Annotated in this window: 20 protein-coding genes; 13 read left to right on the top strand and 7 right to left on the bottom strand. The window is 63.4% G+C overall.

Annotation, left to right across the window (positions count from 1 at the left end; genetic code table 11):
- Positions 1–93: 93 nt before the first annotated feature.
- From H582_RS0102635 to H582_RS0102615, 5 genes are all read left to right on the top strand, one after another.
- Positions 94–828, top strand: a complete 735-nt coding sequence (locus tag H582_RS0102635; protein ID WP_028597257.1) for a response regulator transcription factor — start codon at positions 94–96, stop codon at positions 826–828.
- Entirely contained in the window at positions 825–2,021 is a 1,197-nt protein-coding gene (locus H582_RS29725) for a sensor histidine kinase (protein ID WP_084136507.1), read from the top strand. Before H582_RS0102635 ends, H582_RS29725 begins: the two co-directional genes overlap by 4 nt.
- A 166-nt stretch (positions 2,022–2,187) precedes the next feature.
- Complete coding sequence (locus tag H582_RS0102625; RefSeq protein WP_043110833.1) at positions 2,188–2,874, top strand: ABC transporter ATP-binding protein; 687 nt, start codon at positions 2,188–2,190, stop codon at positions 2,872–2,874.
- The gene (locus tag H582_RS0102620) at positions 2,868–5,642 is read left to right on the top strand and encodes an FtsX-like permease family protein (protein WP_028597254.1); all 2,775 of its coding nucleotides are present in this window, start codon (positions 2,868–2,870) and stop codon (positions 5,640–5,642) included. Before H582_RS0102625 ends, H582_RS0102620 begins: the two co-directional genes overlap by 7 nt.
- A 156-nt stretch (positions 5,643–5,798) precedes the next feature.
- On the top strand, positions 5,799–6,032 hold the full coding sequence (locus H582_RS0102615; RefSeq protein ID WP_028597253.1) for a hypothetical protein: 234 nt from the start codon (positions 5,799–5,801) through the stop codon (positions 6,030–6,032).
- Positions 6,033–6,111: 79 nt separating this feature from the next.
- Here H582_RS0102615 and H582_RS25690 read toward each other — a convergent pair whose 3' ends face one another.
- Positions 6,112–7,017 (bottom strand): DMT family transporter, encoded by a 906-nt coding sequence (locus H582_RS25690; RefSeq protein ID WP_052332905.1) that lies wholly within the window; start codon positions 7,015–7,017, stop codon positions 6,112–6,114.
- A gap of 135 nt (positions 7,018–7,152) precedes the next feature.
- On the opposite strand from H582_RS25690, the gene H582_RS0102605 reads away from it, so the two are divergent.
- Entirely contained in the window at positions 7,153–8,031 is an 879-nt protein-coding gene (locus tag H582_RS0102605; protein WP_028597252.1) for a LysR family transcriptional regulator, read from the top strand.
- A gap of 96 nt (positions 8,032–8,127) precedes the next feature.
- Here H582_RS0102605 and H582_RS0102600 read toward each other — a convergent pair whose 3' ends face one another.
- Both H582_RS0102600 and H582_RS0102595 read right to left on the bottom strand, forming a co-directional pair.
- Entirely contained in the window at positions 8,128–9,405 is a 1,278-nt protein-coding gene (locus tag H582_RS0102600) for an N-acetylmuramoyl-L-alanine amidase (RefSeq protein WP_028597251.1), read from the bottom strand.
- A 158-nt stretch (positions 9,406–9,563) separates the two neighbouring features.
- Positions 9,564–9,872, bottom strand: a complete 309-nt coding sequence (locus H582_RS0102595) for a hypothetical protein (RefSeq protein WP_028597250.1) — start codon at positions 9,870–9,872, stop codon at positions 9,564–9,566.
- A gap of 18 nt (positions 9,873–9,890) precedes the next feature.
- Here H582_RS0102595 and H582_RS31555 point away from each other — a divergent pair, with 18 nt between their 5' ends.
- On the top strand, positions 9,891–10,154 hold the full coding sequence (locus H582_RS31555; RefSeq protein ID WP_127464492.1) for a hypothetical protein: 264 nt from the start codon (positions 9,891–9,893) through the stop codon (positions 10,152–10,154).
- Between the two features lie 37 nt (positions 10,155–10,191).
- Positions 10,192–10,488 (top strand): hypothetical protein, encoded by a 297-nt coding sequence (locus H582_RS25685; RefSeq protein ID WP_043110832.1) that lies wholly within the window; start codon positions 10,192–10,194, stop codon positions 10,486–10,488.
- 118 nt (positions 10,489–10,606) lie between these two features.
- Here H582_RS25685 and H582_RS0102580 read toward each other — a convergent pair whose 3' ends face one another.
- Entirely contained in the window at positions 10,607–10,969 is a 363-nt protein-coding gene (locus tag H582_RS0102580) for a DUF423 domain-containing protein (RefSeq protein WP_028597249.1), read from the bottom strand.
- A 125-nt stretch (positions 10,970–11,094) separates the two neighbouring features.
- Here H582_RS0102580 and H582_RS0102575 point away from each other — a divergent pair, with 125 nt between their 5' ends.
- Positions 11,095–11,643: a cysteine hydrolase family protein gene (locus tag H582_RS0102575; protein ID WP_028597248.1), complete on the top strand. Its 549-nt coding sequence runs from the start codon at positions 11,095–11,097 to the stop codon at positions 11,641–11,643.
- A 62-nt stretch (positions 11,644–11,705) separates the two neighbouring features.
- Positions 11,706–13,001: an MFS transporter gene (locus H582_RS0102570; RefSeq protein ID WP_028597247.1), complete on the top strand. Its 1,296-nt coding sequence runs from the start codon at positions 11,706–11,708 to the stop codon at positions 12,999–13,001.
- Positions 13,002–13,119: 118 nt separating this feature from the next.
- Here the strand turns inward: H582_RS0102570 and H582_RS25680 are convergent, their stop codons facing one another.
- The 3 genes from H582_RS25680 to H582_RS25670 all read right to left on the bottom strand — a co-directional run bounded on the left by H582_RS25680 (position 13,120) and on the right by H582_RS25670 (position 17,049).
- The gene (locus tag H582_RS25680) at positions 13,120–14,205 is read right to left on the bottom strand and encodes a Ger(x)C family spore germination protein (protein WP_052332904.1); all 1,086 of its coding nucleotides are present in this window, start codon (positions 14,203–14,205) and stop codon (positions 13,120–13,122) included.
- Between the two features lie 85 nt (positions 14,206–14,290).
- On the bottom strand, positions 14,291–15,700 hold the full coding sequence (locus H582_RS25675) for a spore germination protein (RefSeq protein ID WP_240478912.1): 1,410 nt from the start codon (positions 15,698–15,700) through the stop codon (positions 14,291–14,293).
- 26 nt (positions 15,701–15,726) lie between these two features.
- On the bottom strand, positions 15,727–17,049 hold the full coding sequence (locus H582_RS25670; protein ID WP_164820152.1) for an endospore germination permease: 1,323 nt from the start codon (positions 17,047–17,049) through the stop codon (positions 15,727–15,729).
- Between the two features lie 51 nt (positions 17,050–17,100).
- Here H582_RS25670 and rlmD point away from each other — a divergent pair, with 51 nt between their 5' ends.
- The 3 genes from rlmD (at position 17,101) to H582_RS0102540 (ending at position 19,727) form a co-directional block, all read left to right on the top strand.
- Positions 17,101–18,306, top strand: coding sequence for a 23S rRNA (uracil(1939)-C(5))-methyltransferase RlmD (gene rlmD / locus H582_RS25665; RefSeq protein WP_052332902.1), 1,206 nt, complete (start codon positions 17,101–17,103; stop codon positions 18,304–18,306).
- A 261-nt stretch (positions 18,307–18,567) separates the two neighbouring features.
- Positions 18,568–19,164: a TetR/AcrR family transcriptional regulator gene (locus H582_RS0102545; RefSeq protein ID WP_028597246.1), complete on the top strand. Its 597-nt coding sequence runs from the start codon at positions 18,568–18,570 to the stop codon at positions 19,162–19,164.
- Between the two features lie 74 nt (positions 19,165–19,238).
- Positions 19,239–19,727, top strand: a complete 489-nt coding sequence (locus tag H582_RS0102540) for a DoxX family protein (protein ID WP_373864122.1) — start codon at positions 19,239–19,241, stop codon at positions 19,725–19,727.
- Positions 19,728–20,200: the final 473 nt, after the last annotated feature.

Below are 20,200 nucleotides of genomic sequence, written 5' to 3'. Positions count from 1 at the left end.
GAGCAGTTCTCCGTTCGTCCCGTATTTGCTTTGCAGCGGATGCAGGGATGGATATAATAGGAAACCGAGAGATCAAGCAGGAGCGGACGGGGGATGGACATGAAGGTCGTATGGATCGAGGATGAGCGGGAGCTGCTGGAGGAAGGAGCCCGCTTCCTGCGGCAGGAAGGCTGGGAGGTCGAGGGAGCGGCTTCGGCGGAGGAGGCGGAAGCGCTCATCGAGCGCGGCAGGCCGGACCTGCTGCTCGTCGATTGGATGCTCGAAGGCGGGCGGACGGGACTGGATCTGTGCCGGCTCAACGACCGCAGCTGGCAGCTGCCGCTGCTCATGGTGACGGCCAGAGGCGATGAGTTCGACCGCGTGCTTGCGCTGGAGCTCGGAGCGGACGATTTCATTCAGAAGCCGTTCAGCCTGCGCGAGCTGCATGCTCGCATGAAGGCGGTGCTGAGGCGCGCAGGCCGAACGGCGACGGCGTCCGGCGCGGACGTCCAGGAGCCAGGCGGCGAAGGAGAGGTGCTGGAGCGCGGCGAGCTGACGATTCGGCCGCTGTCGCATGAGGCGGAGCTCGAAGGCCGGGCGCTTGAGCTGACCCGGACCGAGTTCGCGCTGCTGCTGCGGCTCGCCTCGCGGCCGGGCCGGGTATTCACGAGGACGCATCTGCTGGAGGAGGCGCTCGGCGACGCGTTCGCCGGTTATGAGCGCACGATCGACAGCCATATCCGCAACCTGCGGCGCAAGCTCGGCGACGATCCGGCCGATCCGCGCTTCGTGCTGACCGTGTACGGGGTCGGCTACAAGTTCAATCCCGATGCGGGAGCCGGCCGATGATGGACGCGCAGCGGATTCAGCGGATCGCCGCCGCCGCGGCCTTGCCGATCGGCGGCGGGGCGGCCGCCGCGCTGCTCGCGGCGCTGCTGCCGGCCGGTCCCGTGGCGGGAGACTCGTCCTGGGCGGCGCTGGGGCGCTGCCTGCCGCCGGCTGCGCTTACGGCGCTGCTGATCGCCGCAGCCATGCGGCTGGAGCGTCGCCGCTGGCGGCGGCGCCTGGCGGCATGGAGCCGGGTCGCCGAGCGCTTGGCGGATGAGCCGGATCGGGATGGAGGCGACGCGGCGGCAGACAGAGGGCGAGCGCCAGCCGCGCGGACGGATGCTGAGACTGAGGCTGGGCAGGCGGCTGCGGCGCGCCTCCATGTCCCCCGCGAGGGCGCGGCGACCGAGGCTGCGCTGCCATCGGACGAGACAGGCGGGTCCGGCGAGCGGGCGGGGTCCGCGCGCGCGGACGCGGCCGAGGAGCGGCAGCTGGAGCAGGCGCTGGGGCGGGCCGACGCGCTCATCCGGCAGCTGCGCACGACGCGCCGGCTCATGGTCGCGGAGGTCGCGCATGAGCTGCGCACGCCGCTCTCCGTCATCCGCGCCTCGCTCGACAACGCCTTGTACGAGCAGCGCCCGCTGCCGCCCGAGCGGCTGGCTGCTCTGTCGGAGCAAGCCGCCGCGATGAGCCGGCTCGTGCAGGATCTGCAGGATCTGAGCCTGGCCGAGAGCGGCCGCCTGCAGCTGGAGAAGAATTGGTTCGAGCCGGCCGCCGTCGCGGCGGCGGCGATGGAGCTGCTGCAGCCGGATGCCGACGATCGGGGCATCGGGCTCGTCGCCGAGCTGGACGGCAAGCTGCTGCTGTACGGGGACGGGAAGCGGTTCTCGCAGCTGCTGCTCAACCTGCTCGGCAACGCGATCCGCCATGCCCGCAGCCGCGTGACGGTGAGCGCTTCGGCGAGCGGAGCGGAGCTTGTGCTGCGCGTGCGCGACGACGGCTGGGGCTTCGAGCCCGAAGAGGCGGGGCAGCTGTTCCACCGGTATTACCGCAAGCCGACCTATGCGGACGGAAGTCCGGCGCCGCGCGGCATCGGCCTCGGGCTGGCTGTCGTCAAGGGCATCGCCGAGGCGCATGACGGCTCGGTGCAGGTGGAGAGCCGCGTCGGCGGCGGCGCCGAATTCACGGTGCGCTTGCCGCTGTTCCGCGAATGAGCGTCGGATCGTTCGCGCCCGTCGTTCGCGCCCGCATTTCCGCGAATAGGCCGACAGTCCGTCCGCTCTGCACAGGTTCTGCACATCGTTTCGGCGAGGACTGCATCCCGGCCTGGTACGGTAGAGGCATCCCCGAAGCGCGGGGAGGAAAAGGAGATTGCAGCCGATGCTGAGAGCGACAGAACTGAATAAGACGTATGGAACGGGAGTCGAGGCGACAAAAGCGCTCCGCGAGGTCGGCCTGACGCTGGACAAGGGGGAGATGGCGGCGGTGACCGGGCCGTCCGGCTGCGGCAAGTCGACGCTGCTGCATGTGCTTGCCGGCCTGGAGCCGGTCGACGGCGGGGAGATCTGGATCGGAGACGAGGCGGTCCACCGGCGGCGCGAAAGCGAGCTGGCGGCGCTGCGGCTGAAGCGCATGGGCTTCGTGTTCCAAGCGTATCATCTCGTGCCGGTGCTGAGCGCGGAGGAGAACGTGCAGCTGCCGCTGCTCGCCGGCGGCATGTCGCGCCGCGAGGCGGAGCGGCAGGCGCTTGAGGCGCTCGACCTGGTCGGCCTCGCCGCCAAGCGCCGCGCTCGGCCGTCGGCTCTGTCCGGCGGCCAGAGCCAGCGCGTGGCGATCGCCCGCGCCGTCGCCGGGCGGCCGGACATCCTGTTCGCCGACGAGCCGACCGGCGCGCTCGATTCCGATGCCGCCGATCAGGTGATCGGTCTGCTGGAGCTGATGAACCGCCAGTACGGCATGACGCTGCTGCTCGTCACGCATGACGACCGGCTGGCGCAGCGGCTGCCGCGGCAGATCCGCATGTTCAACGGGCGGATCGTCGAGGACCGCGGAGGCTCGTCATGCTGACCCGCGGCATTTCGTGGGCGATGGGCTCGCGCTATTTGCGCCGGCAGGGGCGGCAGACGGCGCTCGCCGTGCTGGCCGGAGCGATCGGCGCGATGCTGCTGGCGATGTCGTTGTTTCATTACGGCTCTGTCCGCGAAAGCGGCGACCGCTGGCTGAGCCGCCACTTCGGGCCGATCGACTGGGAGCTCGTCCCTGCCGGCCAGGAGGCCGGCTTCACGGCGGAGAGGGCTCGGGAGGTCGCGGCGGAGGGCAACGGCGAAGGGCCGTTTCCGTACCGCTATCTTCCCGCCGCGTCGGCGACGGTGATGCTGTACGCTTCGCCGGAGCCCGACGCGGAGGCGGCCATGCTGCAGCAGGCGCTCGCGATCGGCTTCGAGGCGCCGGCGGCCGCTGCGTTCGAGCCGGGCTCGCGGCTGTGGGACGAGCCGCTGCGGCCGGGCGAGGCGCTGCTCGACGCGGATGCGGCGGAGACGCTCGGACTGCAGGCCGGCGACATCGTTTATGCCGGCGCTCCGGACGGCGCCCGCGTCGGCTTCAAGCTGCGCGATGCGCCGCCTCCGTCCGGCTTGTCCGGCTACCGGGGCGACGGGGCGCGGCATAACGCGACGCTCGCGCTCCATCCGGACGACGCGCGGCGGCTGGCCGCGCTGCCGGAGGGCAGCTGGTCGGCGATTCTCGCTTCGCGGATGAATCCGGCCGATTCGGTGCTCGGCATGAGCTTTTCGTCGAAGCAGGAGGGCTGGTACGAGACTCGCTTCGTCAAGCGGAAAGCGGAGGACATGACGCGCAGCAATCTCGTCATCCTGATCGGCGTCATCAGCCTGACGGCGATCTTCTCCAGCGCGTTCCTGCTGCGGCAGATCGTGCTCATGCTCGCCGACTCGCGGGCGGAGCTGTACGGCGTGCTGCGGGCGATCGGCCTCAGCCGCAAGCAGGCGCGCAGCCTGTTCCGGGCGGAGGCGCTGCTGCTCGGGCTGCTGTCCGGCCTGGCCGGCATCGCGGCGGGACTGGCCGGCGGCTGGGGGCTTGTGAAGGCGATCTACGGCTCGGAGCTCGGCCGCTCGGCCGAAGCGTCGGGCATCCCGATCGAGCCGCATCTGCCGCTGCCGGTGCTGCTGGCGGGAGGGGCGGCCGTGCTGCTGTATCAGCTGCTGCTCGTGCTGGCGGCGAGCCGGCTGGCCGGCACGGGCTCGATCGTCGGCGCGATGCGGGGCGAATCAAGGGAGGGCGCGTCTGCGAGCGGCAAGCGTCGCCGCTCCATCCGCTTGGCCGTCGCCGCCGCAGCGGCCTGCGCCGTCGCCGGGCTGCAGGCTTACCACACCTGGGGCTGGTCGCCGCAGGTTGCGGACGGCTCGGTCATGCTGCGGCTGGCGCTCGTCTGGCTCGCCTCCGCCGCCGCGCTGACGCTGCTGCTGCAACTGCTGCTGCAGGCGGCAGGCTCGCGGCTCGGAGCGCGCGCCGGAGCGGACGTGCTGCTCGCTCTGCGCTATGCGGCGCAGCGTCCGGGACGCACGTTCACCGTCATGCTGCTGTTCGCCGTCGCGATGATGACGATCACCTTCACCTCGGGCATATCCAGCCTCATCCTCCCGAACTCGGATCCGGCGCGCGGTCCGCAGGCGCTGCTCGGCTACGGCGGCTTCGTCGCGTACGAGAGCGACAGCGAGAAGCAGGACATGCTGGAGCTGCTGAAGAGCGACGAGACGCTGCGTCAAGCGGTAGAGAGCTACGCGCATGTCCAGCCGACGATGGCTTCCATCTCGCTGTCTGACAGCTCCAGCAGGGGCGGGCAATCGTTCGTGCCGGTCACCCCCGAGCTCGTCCGGGGAGGCGGCTGGAAGCTGCTGGAGCGGTCCTTGGCCTTTGCGACCGATCAGGAAGCCTGGGACAAGGTGATGGCGGACAAGAGGTACATCGTCCTGCCGCGAAGCTACAAGGACTTCGGCGTCGAGCCGTCCGCGACCTTCTGGTCTCCGGAAAAGCTCTACCGCGTCGGCGACACGATCGAGCTCGGCTTTTTCAAGGCAGAAGTCAGGGCCGCCGGACAGCCGCCCGACCTGAAGCAGACGTTCACGATCGCCGGCTTCGCCGAGCCGAATTCCGCTTCCGGCGTCCATACGGAGTACGTCTACGATACGACCTACGTCCATCCCGATGTCTGGAAGCAGCTGCACGAGGGCTACCATCGCCCATGGGACAATCAGAAGTTCAAAGGGCTGATCCTGCTGCAGCTCGACGCGACCGATCTCAAGCAGGACGAGGAGGTCGTCTCCCGGCTCCTGTCCGCTGGCGCCTCGACGGCCGCCATTCCCTATCTGGACACGTGGAAGGAGCATGCTTCCTCGAAGCGGCTCGTGACCGGCTTCCTGGCCTTCACCGCGCTCTCGGCGGCGATCGGGCTGCTCGGCCTGGCCGTCCTGCAGCGGCGCTCGATGCTCGACCGCGAGCGCGAGCTCGCGATGCTCCGCTGCGCCGGCGTGCCGGCGCCGACGCTCCGGCGGGCGTTCATGCTGGAGGGGAGCCTGCTCGGCCTGCTTGGCCTCGCGGCGGGCTGGGCGGCCGGATGGAGCGGCGCGAGCGCGTTCGCCCGCGTCATCCAGACGGATCTGCGCCCGTGGGAGGAGCCGCTGCGGGTCGACTTCGACGGCTGGCTGCTCGGCGGCATCCTGCTGACGCTGTCCGCGCTTGCCGTGCTGCTGCAGGCCGGTTCCGTCCGCACGGCGCTGCGGAGCACGCCGGTCGAATCGCTGCGCAAGGCCGACGCGTAAGCGCGGCCTCGGTTTAAGAAAAACTTCAGAAAATGCTATGTTTTTGTTGCTTTCTGTCAGGTCAAAGCCCGTTATACTTAAAGTCGGACCTATTCCGGATACATTTTGCAGGTATAATCCGTCTTAGATAGAGAACGAGGCAAGGGAGAGAGCGGCATGAGGAAGCGATCCGAGGAGAGAATTCTGAGGCTGCGGCAGTCGGAGCAGGAATGCTATTCCGTCTGCTATTACCTGCTCGGCGACGAGCGGCTCGCCGTGCAGGCGGCCCAGCAGGCGCTGTGCGAGCTGTTCCGCAGCGAGGACGCCGCCTACGGACCGGAGCGGGTGCGCGCCGCCGCGATGCGTCAAGCGGTCAAGCTGGCGGCGCGGCGCTCGCCTGTGCTGCTATAGACAAAGAAGAAGACGAAAAAGAGCGGAACGGCAATCGTTCCGCTCTTTCCTATGCATCCGATGCGCTCGAGCCTTGCGCCTAGGGCAGCATGCCCGGCTCCGGCTGCGCCTGCGGGCGGCTGCGGCGGCGCAGCGCTTGCAGCCAGCGGGCTCCGTACTCCGAGACGAGCACGCCGGTGAGGACGAGCGCCGCGCCTGCATAGCCTTGCGCAGAGAGCATTTCTCCCACGACGAGGAAGCCGAACATCGCCGCGAACACCGGCTCCATCGAGAAGATGAGTCCCGCTCGCGAGGCGGTCGTGAATTTCTGCGCGGCCGGCTGGGCGATGTAGCAGAAGGCGCTGCAGACGACAGCGAGCGCGAGGATCGCTCCCCAGCCTCCGCCGGTCGACGGAAGCGACAGCTGGCCCATGAAGCCGGCGAAGATCAGTCCGAACAGGCCGGCGAAGCCGAGCTGCAGGACGCCGAGATTGATCGTGTCGACTTCTTTAGCCGCTCGGGACGTCAGCAGCACGTACGTCGCGTTGATGAGGGCGGCGAGCATGCAGAGCAGGTCGCCGGGCTGCATCGACAGCGGCATTTTCAGCGTCATCAGGCCGATGCCGGCGATGGCGAAGCCGATGCCCGCCGTCAGCTGCGGCGTCAGCTTCTGGCGCAGGAACGTCGCGGACAGGAGCGGCACGAAGATGACCGTCAGGCTGAGCAGGAAGCTGGCGTTCGCGGTCGACGTCGACTTGAGCGCGAACGTGACCGTCACGGAGATGAGGAACAGCAGCGCGCCTTGCATCGCGGCGAGCGCGACGGTTCGGCGCGTCGCCTTCCTCAGCCGGGGATACAGGATCGCGCCGGCGATCAGGAAGCCGATCATGAAGCGCAGCCCGATCAGCATGAGCGGCTCGACCGCCTCCATCGCCGCCTTCAACAGCAAGTAAGCGGACCCCCAGCATAACGTGACGACAAGCAGCAGCCATTCCGATTTCTTCATCTTCGTTCCATTCTCCATTCTTTCTTGAAGCTTTCATCCGAGGTCAAGTATACTCAGGAAGGAAGCATAAGGGAATTGAATGTTTGTCATGGAGAATATGAGAAAAAGGAATGAATCCGGCGGGAGAGATCGAGCATGAGTTTGTTCAAATACGAGGTGCTGAGCGCGGTCGTCGAGCTCGGCAGCCTGACGCGCGCCGGCGAGACGCTCGGCCTCACGCAGTCGGGCGTCAGCCATGCGATCAGCAGCCTCGAAAAGGAATTCGGATTGGCGCTGCTGACGCGCAGCCGCTCCGGCATCCGGCTGACCGAGAGCGGCGAGCGGCTGCTCCGCCCGATGCGCGAGCTGCTGGCCGCCCAGGAGCAGCTGAAGCAGGAGATTGCCCTGATCAAAGGGCTGCAGGCCGGAACCGTCCGTCTCGGCACGTTCACGAGCGTGTCCGTGCACTGGCTGCCGGCGATGATCAAGGCGTTCGACCGCGACTATCCCGGCATCGAGCTCAAGCTGATCGAGGGCGACTATCGCGACATCGAGGAAGGCATCGCGGGCGGCAACATGGATCTGGGCTTCCTGTCCCTGCCGTCGAGGGAGGGGCTCGACACGCTTCCGCTCAAGAAGGACCGGATGCTCTGCGTGCTTCCGCCCGACCACCCGCTCTGCGGAGAGCGGCGATTGTCCCTCAGCCAGCTGGAGGACGAGGTGTTCATCATTCCGAAGGAAGGCTCGGACTATGATGTCCGGCGCATCCTCGAGGAGTCGATCCGCCGTCCGCGCATCAAATACGAGACGCATGACGACTACGCCATCATCGCGATGGTCGAGCATGGGCTCGGCATCAGCATCTTGCCCGAGCTTGTCCTGCGCGGTCGCGACCACCGGGCGAGCATGGTCGAGCTTGAGGACGGGCGCTACCGCACGCTCGGCATCGCCGCCGCCTCGTTCAAGCTGCTGTCCCCTGCGGCCAAGCGGTTCATGGACTACATCCGCGAGTACGTCGGCAGTCTCGACGAGTAGAATGCGGAGCAACGAAAAAGGCAGCCCGCGAGCCGGCGCGATGGCCGGGAGGGCTGCCTTTTGCGGCTTGGAACGGTTCCTCCTCCGAAAGGAGGGTCATCCTTGAAGCTGCGCGTACATCCGCTGCAGGATGAGCGCTTCCGCCCACAGGGGCAGAGGGGTATCGGGCTGCTGCTTCCATACCGAATCGGTCAAGTATCCTTGCGTGTACAGCCATTCGATCGCCTGGATCTTGTAGTCCGGCGTGCTGGCCGGATAGTTCGGGGTCAATGCCATCGCTTTCGCCACTCCTTCCGCGATTGCCGCCGCCAGATTCTGGCGCACGGCCGAGTCCTTCAGCAAGCCTGCGTCGAGCGCGTTGTCGACGAACAGGTTCTCCAGCAGCACCGCCGGCATCGTCGTCTGCCGCAGCACGGCGAAGTTCGCCTCCTTCTTGCCGCGGTCCGCGACGCCGAGCGGAGCGAGCGCCTTCATGATCGCCGCATGGACCGCATCCTGGCGCACGCCCGACGGGCCGGAGCGCGTGCCGGGGTAGACATACGACTCGAAGCCTTCGCCGCCGGCCGCATTATGATGCAGGGAGACGAAATAATCCGCCTTCCAGCCGTTGGCTATCGTCGCCCGCTCTCCAAGCGGCACGAAAACGTCCGTGCTGCGCGTGAGCCGCACGTCGACGGCATAGCCGGCGCGCAGCAGCGCGGCGACCCGCAGCGTCAGGTCGAGCGCGCTGTCCTTCTCGACGATGCCGAAGCCTTGGGCGCCGGGATCGGTGCCGCCGTGGCCGGCGTCAAGCGCCACAATCGGCAGCGGCGCTTGCGGCGCTGCCGCGGCTGCGGCCGCCGTCATCGTGCCGTACAGCCGCATGATTTTCTGGCCGTACGTGTCGCCGGCCTCGAGCGCGGCCTGCAGCGAGGCGTACTTCGTCCGATTGTAGCCGGGCACGGCCCATTTTCCGGCGAGATCCTCCCAGTTGGGCGCGCTGCCGCGAGCGACGAGCGAGAAGCGCGGATCGACGACCCTCTCGCCGGCAGGCAGCGGCGCGGTCGAGGCGTAGGCGTACAGATGCTGGATCTGCGCCGTCACGCCCTCCGCGATCGTCGCGAAGCTGGCGCCGGCATTGCCGCCGCCGGTCGCGCCGATGCCGGCGAAGTTGTTCTGCTCGGGCCTTACGTCCCCGCCGAAGCGGAACCAGTTCGTCTCGTGGATCGACTGGCAGAGCGCGATGTCGCCGCGGATGCCGAGCCGGCTGCCGACGAGCCGGAACTGGCGGGCGATCTCCGCATTGAACGACGGATTGACCGTCCGCACGTAGGCGGCCATCGCGTCCGCGGATACGGCCGGCTGGCCGAGGATCGGGGTTTTTGCAATCGCCATCTATCTATCACTCCTTTGCGGAACAAGATAGAATAGACTATTCATCCGGTGGACAAGAGGGGTGGGCCGTCGAAGCGGAAGGGCGGATGCGGCGCGGGCGGGCGGAGGCGTTAAAAAACGCCCCTCGGAGCGAGGGGCGCAAGGCGTCGGAGCGGAGCCTATTCAATGCGGTCGTAGAACTTTTTCCATTCCTTGTCGCCGCGATGGACCAGATCGGCTACCGTGCGATCGATGACCGTATGGACGGCATTGCGGAAAAATTCCGTCTCGGCCCGGATCGCCGACTCGACCTCTCCTTTGGACTTCTCGCCGTTCGTACTGCGGGCGCCGATTTCCAGGCGGTGCTTTTCCTCATGCTCATCCAGCAGGTCGAGCAGATGGTCGAAGGCGATCAGGACCGCCTCGCGCCCCTGAAGCTTGCCTTGCTCGCTCAGCTGCTGCTTGAACCGCTCCATCTCCTTGCGCATGGGAGGTCACTCCTCTTTTTGGAAAATGTTCTTGCTGGCCTTATCATCGCATATCCTTCCCGCGGTTCGCAAGGCTGGGCTCCGGCACGGCTGGCCGGAGAACGGAGCGGGCAAGAAGCTATTGAAGCCGTCGGTCCGGAAGGAGCCTTGCATGCCATGACAACCTCTGAAAAATCCGGCTCCGCCGGCGCTCGTCCCGTCATCGCGCTGACCGGCGCGAGCGGATCCATCGGCCGCCATCTGCGGGCACTTGCGCAAAACGGGGAAAAAGAGGCAGAATAAGGATGACAAGCTATGCTGCAAGGAAGGAGAGAGGCTCATGCTCGTGCCGGTGCTGATCATCGCAGCTGCCGCGGCCGTCTGCGCGCTCGTCGTTTGGCTGAACCGCCGCCAAGCCAGCTCGCGCCGCCACTCCAACGTCATCGCGCTGGATGCAGCGCGCAGGCGCAAGAGCAAACCCAATCCCGCCGCCGCCCGCGGCAAGGGACAGCCCTGCTCGCTCTGCCGGCAGCCGTCCGCGCGGCTCGCCTTTTACTCCGATGAGAACGGACAGGTCATCGGCGTCTGCAAAGCCTGCGAGCCGAAGCTGAAGTCTCGCCAGCTCGACCGCCTGTAGCGCCAGCTTCCGCCGGATCCGAGACGCATCCTGCGGATGAAAAGAAAAAGGGCTGTCCCTGCCGGCCGACGAATGTCGGCCGGGGACAGCCCTTTTTCTTGCGATCGGACTCGCTCCGCTATCCGATGTAGGCGATCGCTACGAGCGCCCAGCCGGCGAGAAAGGCCAGGCCGCCGAGCGGCGTGATCGCGCCGAGCTTCTTCACTCCGCTCAGGCTGAGCGCGTACAGGCTGCCGGAAAACAGCACGATGCCGGCGGCGAACAGCCACACCGCGGCATGCACCAGCGACGAGGAGGCCGCCTCAGGCGATGCGCCGACAGCGACGATGCCGACGCCGTGCAGCAGATGGTAGAGCACGCCGGTCTGATAGTTCTTGCCGGCATCGCCGGCCAGGCGGGCCTTCAGCGCATGCGCGCCGAACGCTCCGATCGCGACGCCGAGAAACAAAAATGCCGCTCCGAGCACAAAAGCGGTTGGCATGGGGACACGCTCCTTCCACTTTCGTATGCTAGCGGGCGAAGCCGCTTCCGTCAATCCCTCGGCCGATTTGCAGCGGCAGCCGCGATTCGGTAGGATGGGGAAAACGACAAGCGGAGGGATGGACGATGGCAAGAGCGCTCATCAACATCGACTACACGAACGATTTCATCGCGGAGGACGGAGCTTTGACCTGCGGCGAGCCGGGCCGGGCGATCGAGGACGAGGTCGTGCGGCTGACGCGGGAGTTCGCCGAGGCCGGGGAGTGGGTCGTTTTCGCCGTCGACGTGCATGAACCGGGGGATGCCTGGCATCCGGAAACGAAGCTGTTCCCGCCGCATAATCTGCGGGGGACGAAGGGAAGGGAGCTGTACGGCAAGCTGGGCGAGCTGTACGAGGAGATCCGCGGGCTGCCGAACGTGCTGTACCGGGACAAGACCCGCTACTCGGCGTTCGCCGGCACGGACCTGGACCTGCGACTGCGGGAGAGAGGCGTGCGGGAGCTGCATCTCGTCGGCGACTGCACGGACATCTGCATCCTGCACACGGCCGTCGACGCCTACAATCTCGGCTACCGGCTCGTCATCCACGAGCGGGCGGTCGCCAGCTTCAACGCGGTCGGCCACGAATGGGCGCTTCAGCATTTTCGCGGATGCCTGGGCGCGGACATCCGCTGAGCGGCCGATTCCTCCCGCTGTTCCCGTTGTAGGAAACCGCCTTTTGCGGTACGATGGAGGACATGTCTACCTTCATCCAAGAGTGGCGCGAGCAGCTGGGCGGCTACAGCCGCAACATCCGGCTGTTTTTCGTCTTCAACCTATTGTGGAACATCGGTCTCGGCATGTACAGCCTCATCTACAATCTCTATGTCAAAGCTCTCGGACATGCGCCGACGATGGTGGGAGACATCGTCGGGGCGACGGCTCTGGCCGCCGCGCTCATCCTCATCCCCGCCGGCCTCGCCAACGACCGGTTCGGCGCGAAGCGGATGATCGGCATCGGAGCGGCGGCCGTCATCGCGGTGCTCGCGGCCCGCGCCTTCGCGGCCGGCAGCGGCCAGCTGACCGCGCTTGCCTTCGCGGCCGGCATGGCGCAAGCGATCGTATCGGCCACGATCCTGCCGTTCATGGCCGACAACTCCTCGCCGCGGGAGCGCGTCCACTTGTTCAGCTTCAACATGGCGCTCGTCATGGCGGCGAATGTCGCCGGCAATCTCGGAGGCGGGCTGATCAGCGACGCGCTGCGAGCGATCGGAGGCTGGAGCGAGCTCGCCAGCCTGCGGGCGACGCTGCTGGTCGGCGTCGCGATCGCGGCGGCCGGGCTCGTCCCGATCCTGAAGTTCGGCGCCCCGGCCGGCGCGGCCGGGGCGGCTGCCGCCGCCGCGAGCTCGCCGAAGCCAAGCTTCCGCGAGCGCTTCCGGCTGCATCGCTCGTCGTATGCGGCGATCGCGGCCTTTACGCTGCTCAGCCTGCTGTCCGCGATGGCGGGCGGCATGGTCGTGCCCTATTTGAATGTCTATTTCGAGGATAGGTTCCACGCTTCGCACTCGAGCATCGGCCTCGTCGTGGCGCTCGGCCAGGGAGCGACGGCGATCGCGTTCCTGCTCGGTCCGGCGATCGCCCGGAGGATGGGGGAGGTGAAGGCGGTCGTATGGCTGCAGCTCAGCTCGATTCCGTTCCTCGTGCTGACCGCCTACACGCATCAATTCTGGCTTGCGAGCTTCGGCTATCTGTTCCGGCAGGCGCTCATGAACGCGGCGAATCCGTTCTACAGCACGATCAAGATGAGGTACGTGCATCGGTCGCTGCGAGGATTGGCGGCGAGCTCGGGGGAGGCGATGTTCAATCTCGGCTGGTTCATCGCCGCGCCGATCAGCACCGGCCTCGTCGCGAGATACGGAGCGTACCATGGTTATGCGCGAGCGTTCACGGTGACCGCGATCATCTACACGCTGATCGCGCTGCTGTTCGGCTACTTTTTCGCCAAGCAGCGGTTCAAGCCGGTCGAGGAGGAAGAGCAGGCCCATCGCGGCTAGCAAGTGCCTGGCGCAGCAAGGCTGCGTCGGGTCGTTTTTCGCCCCATTAAATTTGTACGAATAATTATGTAAACCTGATTCGTCGATTATAAACCAAAAACGGCAAAAAAGGGGCCCCTCAGGACCCGTCTTCATCGCCGTCTTGCTTGTCCGAATATACGCTGCCCTTGAACTTGCCGGTCGTCCGGATGTACACGTCCGCCTCGACCGAGGCGAGGGAGTCGCTTTCCAGGAAAAACGGACCTTGACGCATCAGCTGCCGGAATAGCTCCGGATGCTTGCGGTACAGCTCGAGCTGCAGCCGAAAGCAGTCCGTCTTTTCCGCCGTGGCGATCGCGAACGTATTCTGCACTTCCTTGCGGATCGCTAGTGCCGCTTCGTTCTGCAGCTCTTGGATCGTAGCCTTTTGGACCTGCTCCGAAATATAGCCGGTCGTCTTGATCTTGACGTCGTAGCGCGGCTTGCCTTGCTCGACTCGGATCTTGATCGAGAACCGGGGATGGCCGAGCATGAGCACGGCGGATGGCCGGCCATTTTTAAGCAGCTTGAGCGGAGTGAGGTCCAGCTTCTCGTCCCGCCAGCGTATGCCCTTGAGCGGCTCCATCGCCATATGGTTCTTGTACTTGTAGCCTTCGAAGAAAAACGCCCCTTTGATGATGAACATCGGCTTCTTCTTGAAGTCCTCGTGCCAGGTGTGGCGATAGATGCCGATCTCAGGCAGCATGCCGGCGCCGCCGGGCTCGTTCAGATACGCGAACGCTTTGTTCGCGTTCACGGGCAGGATGTACGCCTTCTGCGTATTCATCTGCACGGCGGTGAACATCATCGTATCCAGCGGCGAAAGGTTGAAGATCGACTTCTGCGTCAGAATGTCCTCCATCTTTTCCTTCGTTCCGTAGAACAGCACGGTATATCGGGCTTGCCTGTCCCGCAGCAGCGAGGAGGTGAGCCCGGACAGCCCGCGCTTCATGAAATTCTCCGTCACGATGACCGCCTTCACATGGCCCCAGAACAGCCGCGACTGGGAGGTGGCGTTCGTCTCGGCGATCGCTCCCGAGATCGTCTCTCCGTCGCCGCGCCCGATCCAGATCGGCACTTCTTGGCCGAGCGTGACCGTTTCGCTGCGCGCGATGTTGCTGAAGTTCAGCACCTGGACGTACGCGACATACTTGCCGTTTTTGTAGTCCAGTCCGAGAGCCGACACGTAAGCCAGCGACTGGTGTCCTTCGAGTTGCCGCAGCCCTGCACGGACAGCAGCAGCGCTGCCAGAATTCCGAGAAGGAGCTTCCTCAAGTCATGTCGCCTCCTTGATGGTCGTCGTCCTGGCCGGATTTGGCGATGCTGTCCGGCCGCTTGGTGATATAGGCGAACGGGAGCCGCAGGTACGACATGAACGCATCCTTCGGCAGCAGCGGCGACAGCGGAGCGAGATAGCTCACGCCGAACGACTGCAGCCTCGCCATGTAGGCGACCATGAGCACGATGCCGAGGATGACCCCGTACATGCCGAAAAAGGAAGCGAGGAAAAAGAAGAACATCCGGAAGATGCTCACGACCGTGCTGAGCACCTGGTTGACCAGCGTCACGCCCGCTACGGCCGTAATCGCCCCGACGACGACGACCGACGGCGACACGAGGCCGGCCCGGATGGCGGCGTCGCCGATGATGAGGCCGCCAATCGAGGTGAGCGTCTGCCCGATCGCGCTCGGGAGCCGGACGCCCGCTTCCTTGAAGATTTCGAGCAGCAGCAGGAGCAGCAGCATCTCCATCTGCGCGGACAGCGGCAGCCCAAGCCGAGAGACCGAGATCGTAGCCATCAGGCGGAAGGGAATCTGGTCCTGATGGAACGCCATGAGCGCGATCCATATTCCGGGCAGGAAGATCGAAAGGAACATGCTCAAAATCCGGATGATTCTGGAGAACGATACATAAGAGAAGTTGAAGTGCACGTCTTCCGGCGACTTCAGGATGAACGACAGCGTCGCCGGGGCGATCAGCACCATCGGATTGCCGTCGACGATAATCGTGAAGCGCCCGTTGAGCAGGCTCGTGACGACAAAGTCGGGCCGGCCGGTGAAGTCGATCAGCGGCAGGATCTTGAACCGATTGTGCAGCAGCAGGTCCTCCAGCTGGTTGATCGAATACAGGCCGTCGATGTCGATTTCCCGAAGCCGCTTGCGCACCTCCTCGAGCGGCTTTGGATCCGCGATATCGTGGATGTACAGCAGCGATATCCGCGTGCGGGTCCGCCTGCCGATCGTGAAGCCCTCCACATGCAGCGAGCTGGAGCGGATCCGCTTGCGGATCAGCGCGACGTTCGTGTCCAGATCCTCGATAAAGCAATCGCGCGGACCTTTGATCGAGATCTCGGTGCTTGATTCGTCCGGCGTCCTTCTCGGCGCGTTGCACAGATCGACGGACGCCAGCAAGCCTTCCCGGACGAATAGAAGCAGCAGCGCTCCGGAATAGACGGCCTCCTCGAGCTCGGTCCGTATCGGCGTCTTGACGAAGCCTTCGATCGTGAGAGCGTCCGACAGCCGGAGCAGCGGACGGGTCAGCGATTCGTCGCGGTCATAATGCGCGCTCAGCGATGGCAGGACATGCCGGTTGATCATCATCGTGTCGCAGAGGCCGACCGAAAAGACGAGCACGACTTCCTTGGCGTTGTCCCGTCCAAAAAAAGAGCTCTTGACGATCACGTCGGCCGAATGCTCGAAAACGCGCTTCAGCTCCTCCTTCGTCCAGCCTTTAGCCGGCGCCTCCTGCGCTTCCGCTTCCTGGCGCCGCGCTTGCCCCTGAGGCTTGCGGCCGTCCGGACGCTCGTCCGGATTCGGTTGCTTCGTGCTCGGAGGTCCGCTCTTCCGATCCGGCTCCGGCTGCTCCTTCGGCTTGCTCTTCGTCCTTGTCCGCTTCCTTCTTCTTCCGGTTGTCCGTCTGATCCGTCTTGCGGTTGTCCTCCATCGGAATCCCTCCTTCGGTCCGGCTTGATGCACAGGGCGACGATGAACCAGGCTAGCGATGCCGGCAGCAGCACGAGCGTGACTCCCGGCATGAAATAGGTGTACATGAACAGGTACATATCGTACTCGTCCAAAGGAACGAACGTGGCGGCGCCGTAAAATAGAAACACCGCCAGGATGAAGATGCGGCGGGCCTTCTCGTTTCTGCTGGCGAACGTCTCCGCAAGCACGAGCACCGGCAGCGCGATGCGGATCGACGCGCCGGACAGCCACTGGAAAATCGGAAAGAAGTCCAGATGCTCGATATACTGTCCGATGCGCAGCAGCCTCCACTGCTCGTAAGGGGAGGTGAGCTGGTTGGCCGCTTCCTCGGGACCGAATTCGGTGATCGCGCCGATGATGGGACCGACCATGATGAAAACGATGACGCAGGAGTAGATCAGCATATGCCACGCCTTCATTCGTCCGCGGATCCGGTGCTGCAGCAGCAGGATGTACATGAGCTCCGAATAAGCGGCGCCGGCGTAGATCATGCCCCGAAAGACGGGATTCCAGCCATGCTCCAGAATGGGGAGCATCAGCGACATGTCCTTGATCTCGCTGTTGCCGGAGGCGACGAGGAGGCCGAGTCCGATGACAATCGGCAGCAGGATGCCCGAGGCGACGGCTACGACGCGAAAGCCCCACCAGCAGAGCATGACGCAGATGAAAATGAGCAGCATCCCGAGCTGCAGCGGATTGCTGGCGGGCAAATAGTTCGTGATATGCCAGCTGACGGTCTGCATGACGCATTCCATCGCCTGCAGGAACATTACCAGCAGCACCGGAACGACGAGAATCCAGGAGAAGACCGGATGCATATGCTCGCCCAGCCATTCCCGCCAATGCTGCTGGCCGCTTTTTTTCATGATGTAGACGATCATCAGGCTCCAGGGCACGAAGAACACGCCCGCGGCGATCGCGGTGATCCAGGCATCGCGACCGGATGCATCCAGCAGCATCGGATTGATGATGACGTGGCAAGCCAGGCCGTCGGACAGCATGAGGACGAGAAAAACCTGGAAGACATTCATCACTCTACCCTTCACGATCACACCCGCTTTCTTCCTGAATTTCGGGTATAGTATGGACGCCTCCAATTGCAGGCCGATCTCGTCGAGATCGAGAAGAAGTCCCCCGACAGGCAGGTTCCGCCATGCGCGGTCTACGACAGCTGCGGCGGCTGCCAGCTGCAGCATATGACCTATGAAGCGCAGCTGCGGGCCAAGGAGGAGCTCGTGCGGGAGTCGTTCCAGCGTTATGCCGGCATCGACCGCTTGCCGCTCCGTCCGATCCTCGGCATGGACGATCCCTGGGCGTACCGCAACAAGGCGCAGCTGCAGGCCGGACGCGGCGAGAGCGGGCTCGTCGCCGGGCTGTACTCGCTCGGCACGAGGCAGCTCGTCGACATCAGCGGCTGCGCCGTCCACGATCCGCGCCTGAACGAAGCGGTCGAGAAGACGAAGCGGATTCTCGAAGAGCTGGACATCCCCGTTTACGAGGAGAAGAAGCGCCAAGGCATCGTCAAGACGATCGCCGTGCGCGTCAGCCGCCGCACAGGCAAGCTGCAGCTGACGCTCGTCACCGCCGGCGACCGCTTCCCGGACAGCCGACGCTTCGTGCAGGCGGCGAGGCGCGAGCTGCCGCAGGTCGGCTCGATCTCGCACAACATCCACAAAGGCGGCAGTCCGCTCGTATTCGGAGAGAAGACGATCCATCTGTGGGGAGAGGACAAGCTGGAGGAAACGCTTGGCGAGCTGCGGTTCTCGCTTTCTCCGCGCGCATTTTTCCAGCTCAATCCGCAGCAGACGGTCAAGCTGTACGGAGCCGTCCAGGAAGCCGCCGCGCTCAGCGGCAGCGAGCTCGTCGTCGACGCATACTGCGGCACCGGCACGATCGGCCTCTGGCTCGCGGCCGGAGCGAGAGAGGTTCGCGGCATCGAGCTGCTGCCGGAGGCGGTGCTGGACGCGCGCGACAACGCGCGGACGAGCGGCATCGACAACGCCCGCTTTTATGAAGGCCGGGCGGAGGAGCTGCTGCCGGAGTGGGTGCGCCAAGGCGTGCGCCCGGACGTCGTCGTCGTCGATCCTCCGCGCACCGGCTGCGGCCGCGAGCTGCTGGACGCCGTGCTGGCCGCGCGGCCGACGCGGCTCGTCTATGTGAGCTGCAATCCGGCCACGCTCGCCAAGGACGCCAAGGTGCTGCTCGCCGGAGGCTACCGGCTGGAGTGGGCGCAGCCGGTGGACATGTTCCCGCAGACGAGCCATGTGGAATGCCTCATATTGATGGTACGAAATGAGATGTGAAAGTAACCGCTCAGAAGCATGGATCACAATGGGCTGCTGCGATCGCGGCAGCCTCGTTGTGCGCTTGGCGGCGCAACGACTAACGGGTGAAAGTCACGACCATACCGCAGGTGGTGGAAGTGCATAAAGTTTACTAGAGACAATATGAATCAGAAGGATGAATTGTTTTTTTTCTCTATTCAGCCATATTCTATTTACAAACCGACGGTCTGTTTATATAATTCAAACAGGTGTTAGTTTACTGTTCGTGGAGGAATGAACTTGAAAAATGAGGACCGCAGGAAACAAACGACTCAGAAATTACTTCATTCAACGAAAGAATTGTTGCAGGAAAAAAGCTGCCACGCTATCACCATGCAGGATATCATGAAAAGATCGGAATTATCTAAGGGGGCGATCTTCCATTACGTGAAGAGCAAAGACGAAATCTTTGCTTGGGTGCTGCAGGAACGGCTCGAAGAGACCAACAAGCATTTCATGAACGAAGTGGAATTAAGCGGCAAGACTTTCGACAGGCCGATGCAAATCATTTCGAACAGCCTTCTGGCATTCGAAGATAAACATGATGTGACAAACACGGTGTTGATGTATTTGCTCGGCAGGGAAGAAGAGCCTGCTGTCGCGGATGTGCTCCAAAATTTTTATACGCGGGCAGTAGACTTATCCAAACAATGGATTTCGATTGGCCAGCAGCACGGTGTTATTCAAGAATCGGTTGATTCGGATAAAATGGCTGAAATGTTCGTTCTGATCTCGCTCGGCCTGCGTGTCCGTTCCTCATTACCGGCGATTACGGCGTCTTTTACAGCCCAAGATTTATCGGCATTCATGATAAGTAGTTTAAAATATAAGAAGTAAAAGAAGAGTGGATCAAGAAATGATGGCTGGTCTTCCATATCGTCGGCTTCGTGTTTTGCTTGCTATTCTCAAACATGATCATGAAAATTTTTAATTTCAAAGGAGGGATCAAGGTGGCGCCTTTTATTGTACTTATCGCATCTTTTTTATTGTTTCGAGTTGCTGGATTTTTCGGTTGGGCTTATTTTGACGGCTGGCATCCATCACTGCAAGGAGCAGTTGCTGTCATGTTGCTGCTTACCGCTACCGCTCACTGGGGGAAAAGGCGTTCTGATCTGATCCGGATGGTTCCTCCGTCATTCCCAAGAAGAGATTTGATCGTGACGGCAACCGGGTGGCTCGAAATCGCAGCAGCGATCGGTATCATGATTCCAGCCACCTCCGAAGCCGCTTCCGTTTGTTTAACGGTTCTGCTGATTGCTATGTTTCCTGCAAATGTGCGTGCTGCACGAGAAAAACTGACGATTGGCGGCAAGCCGGTGCCAGGATTGTTTGTCCGTACTTTGCTACAGCTCATATTTATCACAGCAGTGATATTGGCTTCACCGATTTTTGGGCAGTGAATCCGACTACGGCGCTTGAGAGCATCACTGGCAATAATGAGGTCAGGAATGCGATTTCCCTAGGCTCGCTTCGCTTAACAAAAAAATCGTTTAAATCGGCAATATCGCGCACACAAGCCATGTGGAGGCGGTAGCAGGAATGCAACGAAAATGATACGTAGAAATCCTTTTTCCACCCAGAATAAAAAAACAGTTAAACGGAAGGTTAGATAAATCCATATTCAAAACTCGACGACAGCTGCAGGCTGTCTTTCTTTTTGCTCAAATTCCGAAAATAATGTTGAAAACAGAGAGAGGGGGCCGTTTCATCAAATCATGCCCTCTATTTGTTGGACATTAAGGACAATCAAAACCAAAAAATATTTCAAACCGAGAATAATCAAGATTTGCGCGATCTAAAGCTAATTAATGGGAAATCCATTTCGTTTGATTTGGTGACTTATAATCAAGAAGGTACAGACCATGGTTCAGAA

This window comes from Paenibacillus pasadenensis DSM 19293 (assembly GCF_000422485.1).
Classification (GTDB): Bacteria; Bacillota; Bacilli; order Paenibacillales; family Paenibacillaceae; genus Paenibacillus_O; species Paenibacillus_O pasadenensis.
Note: the sequence above shows the minus strand (reverse complement) of the source record. Positions and strands in the feature narration are given on the sequence as shown.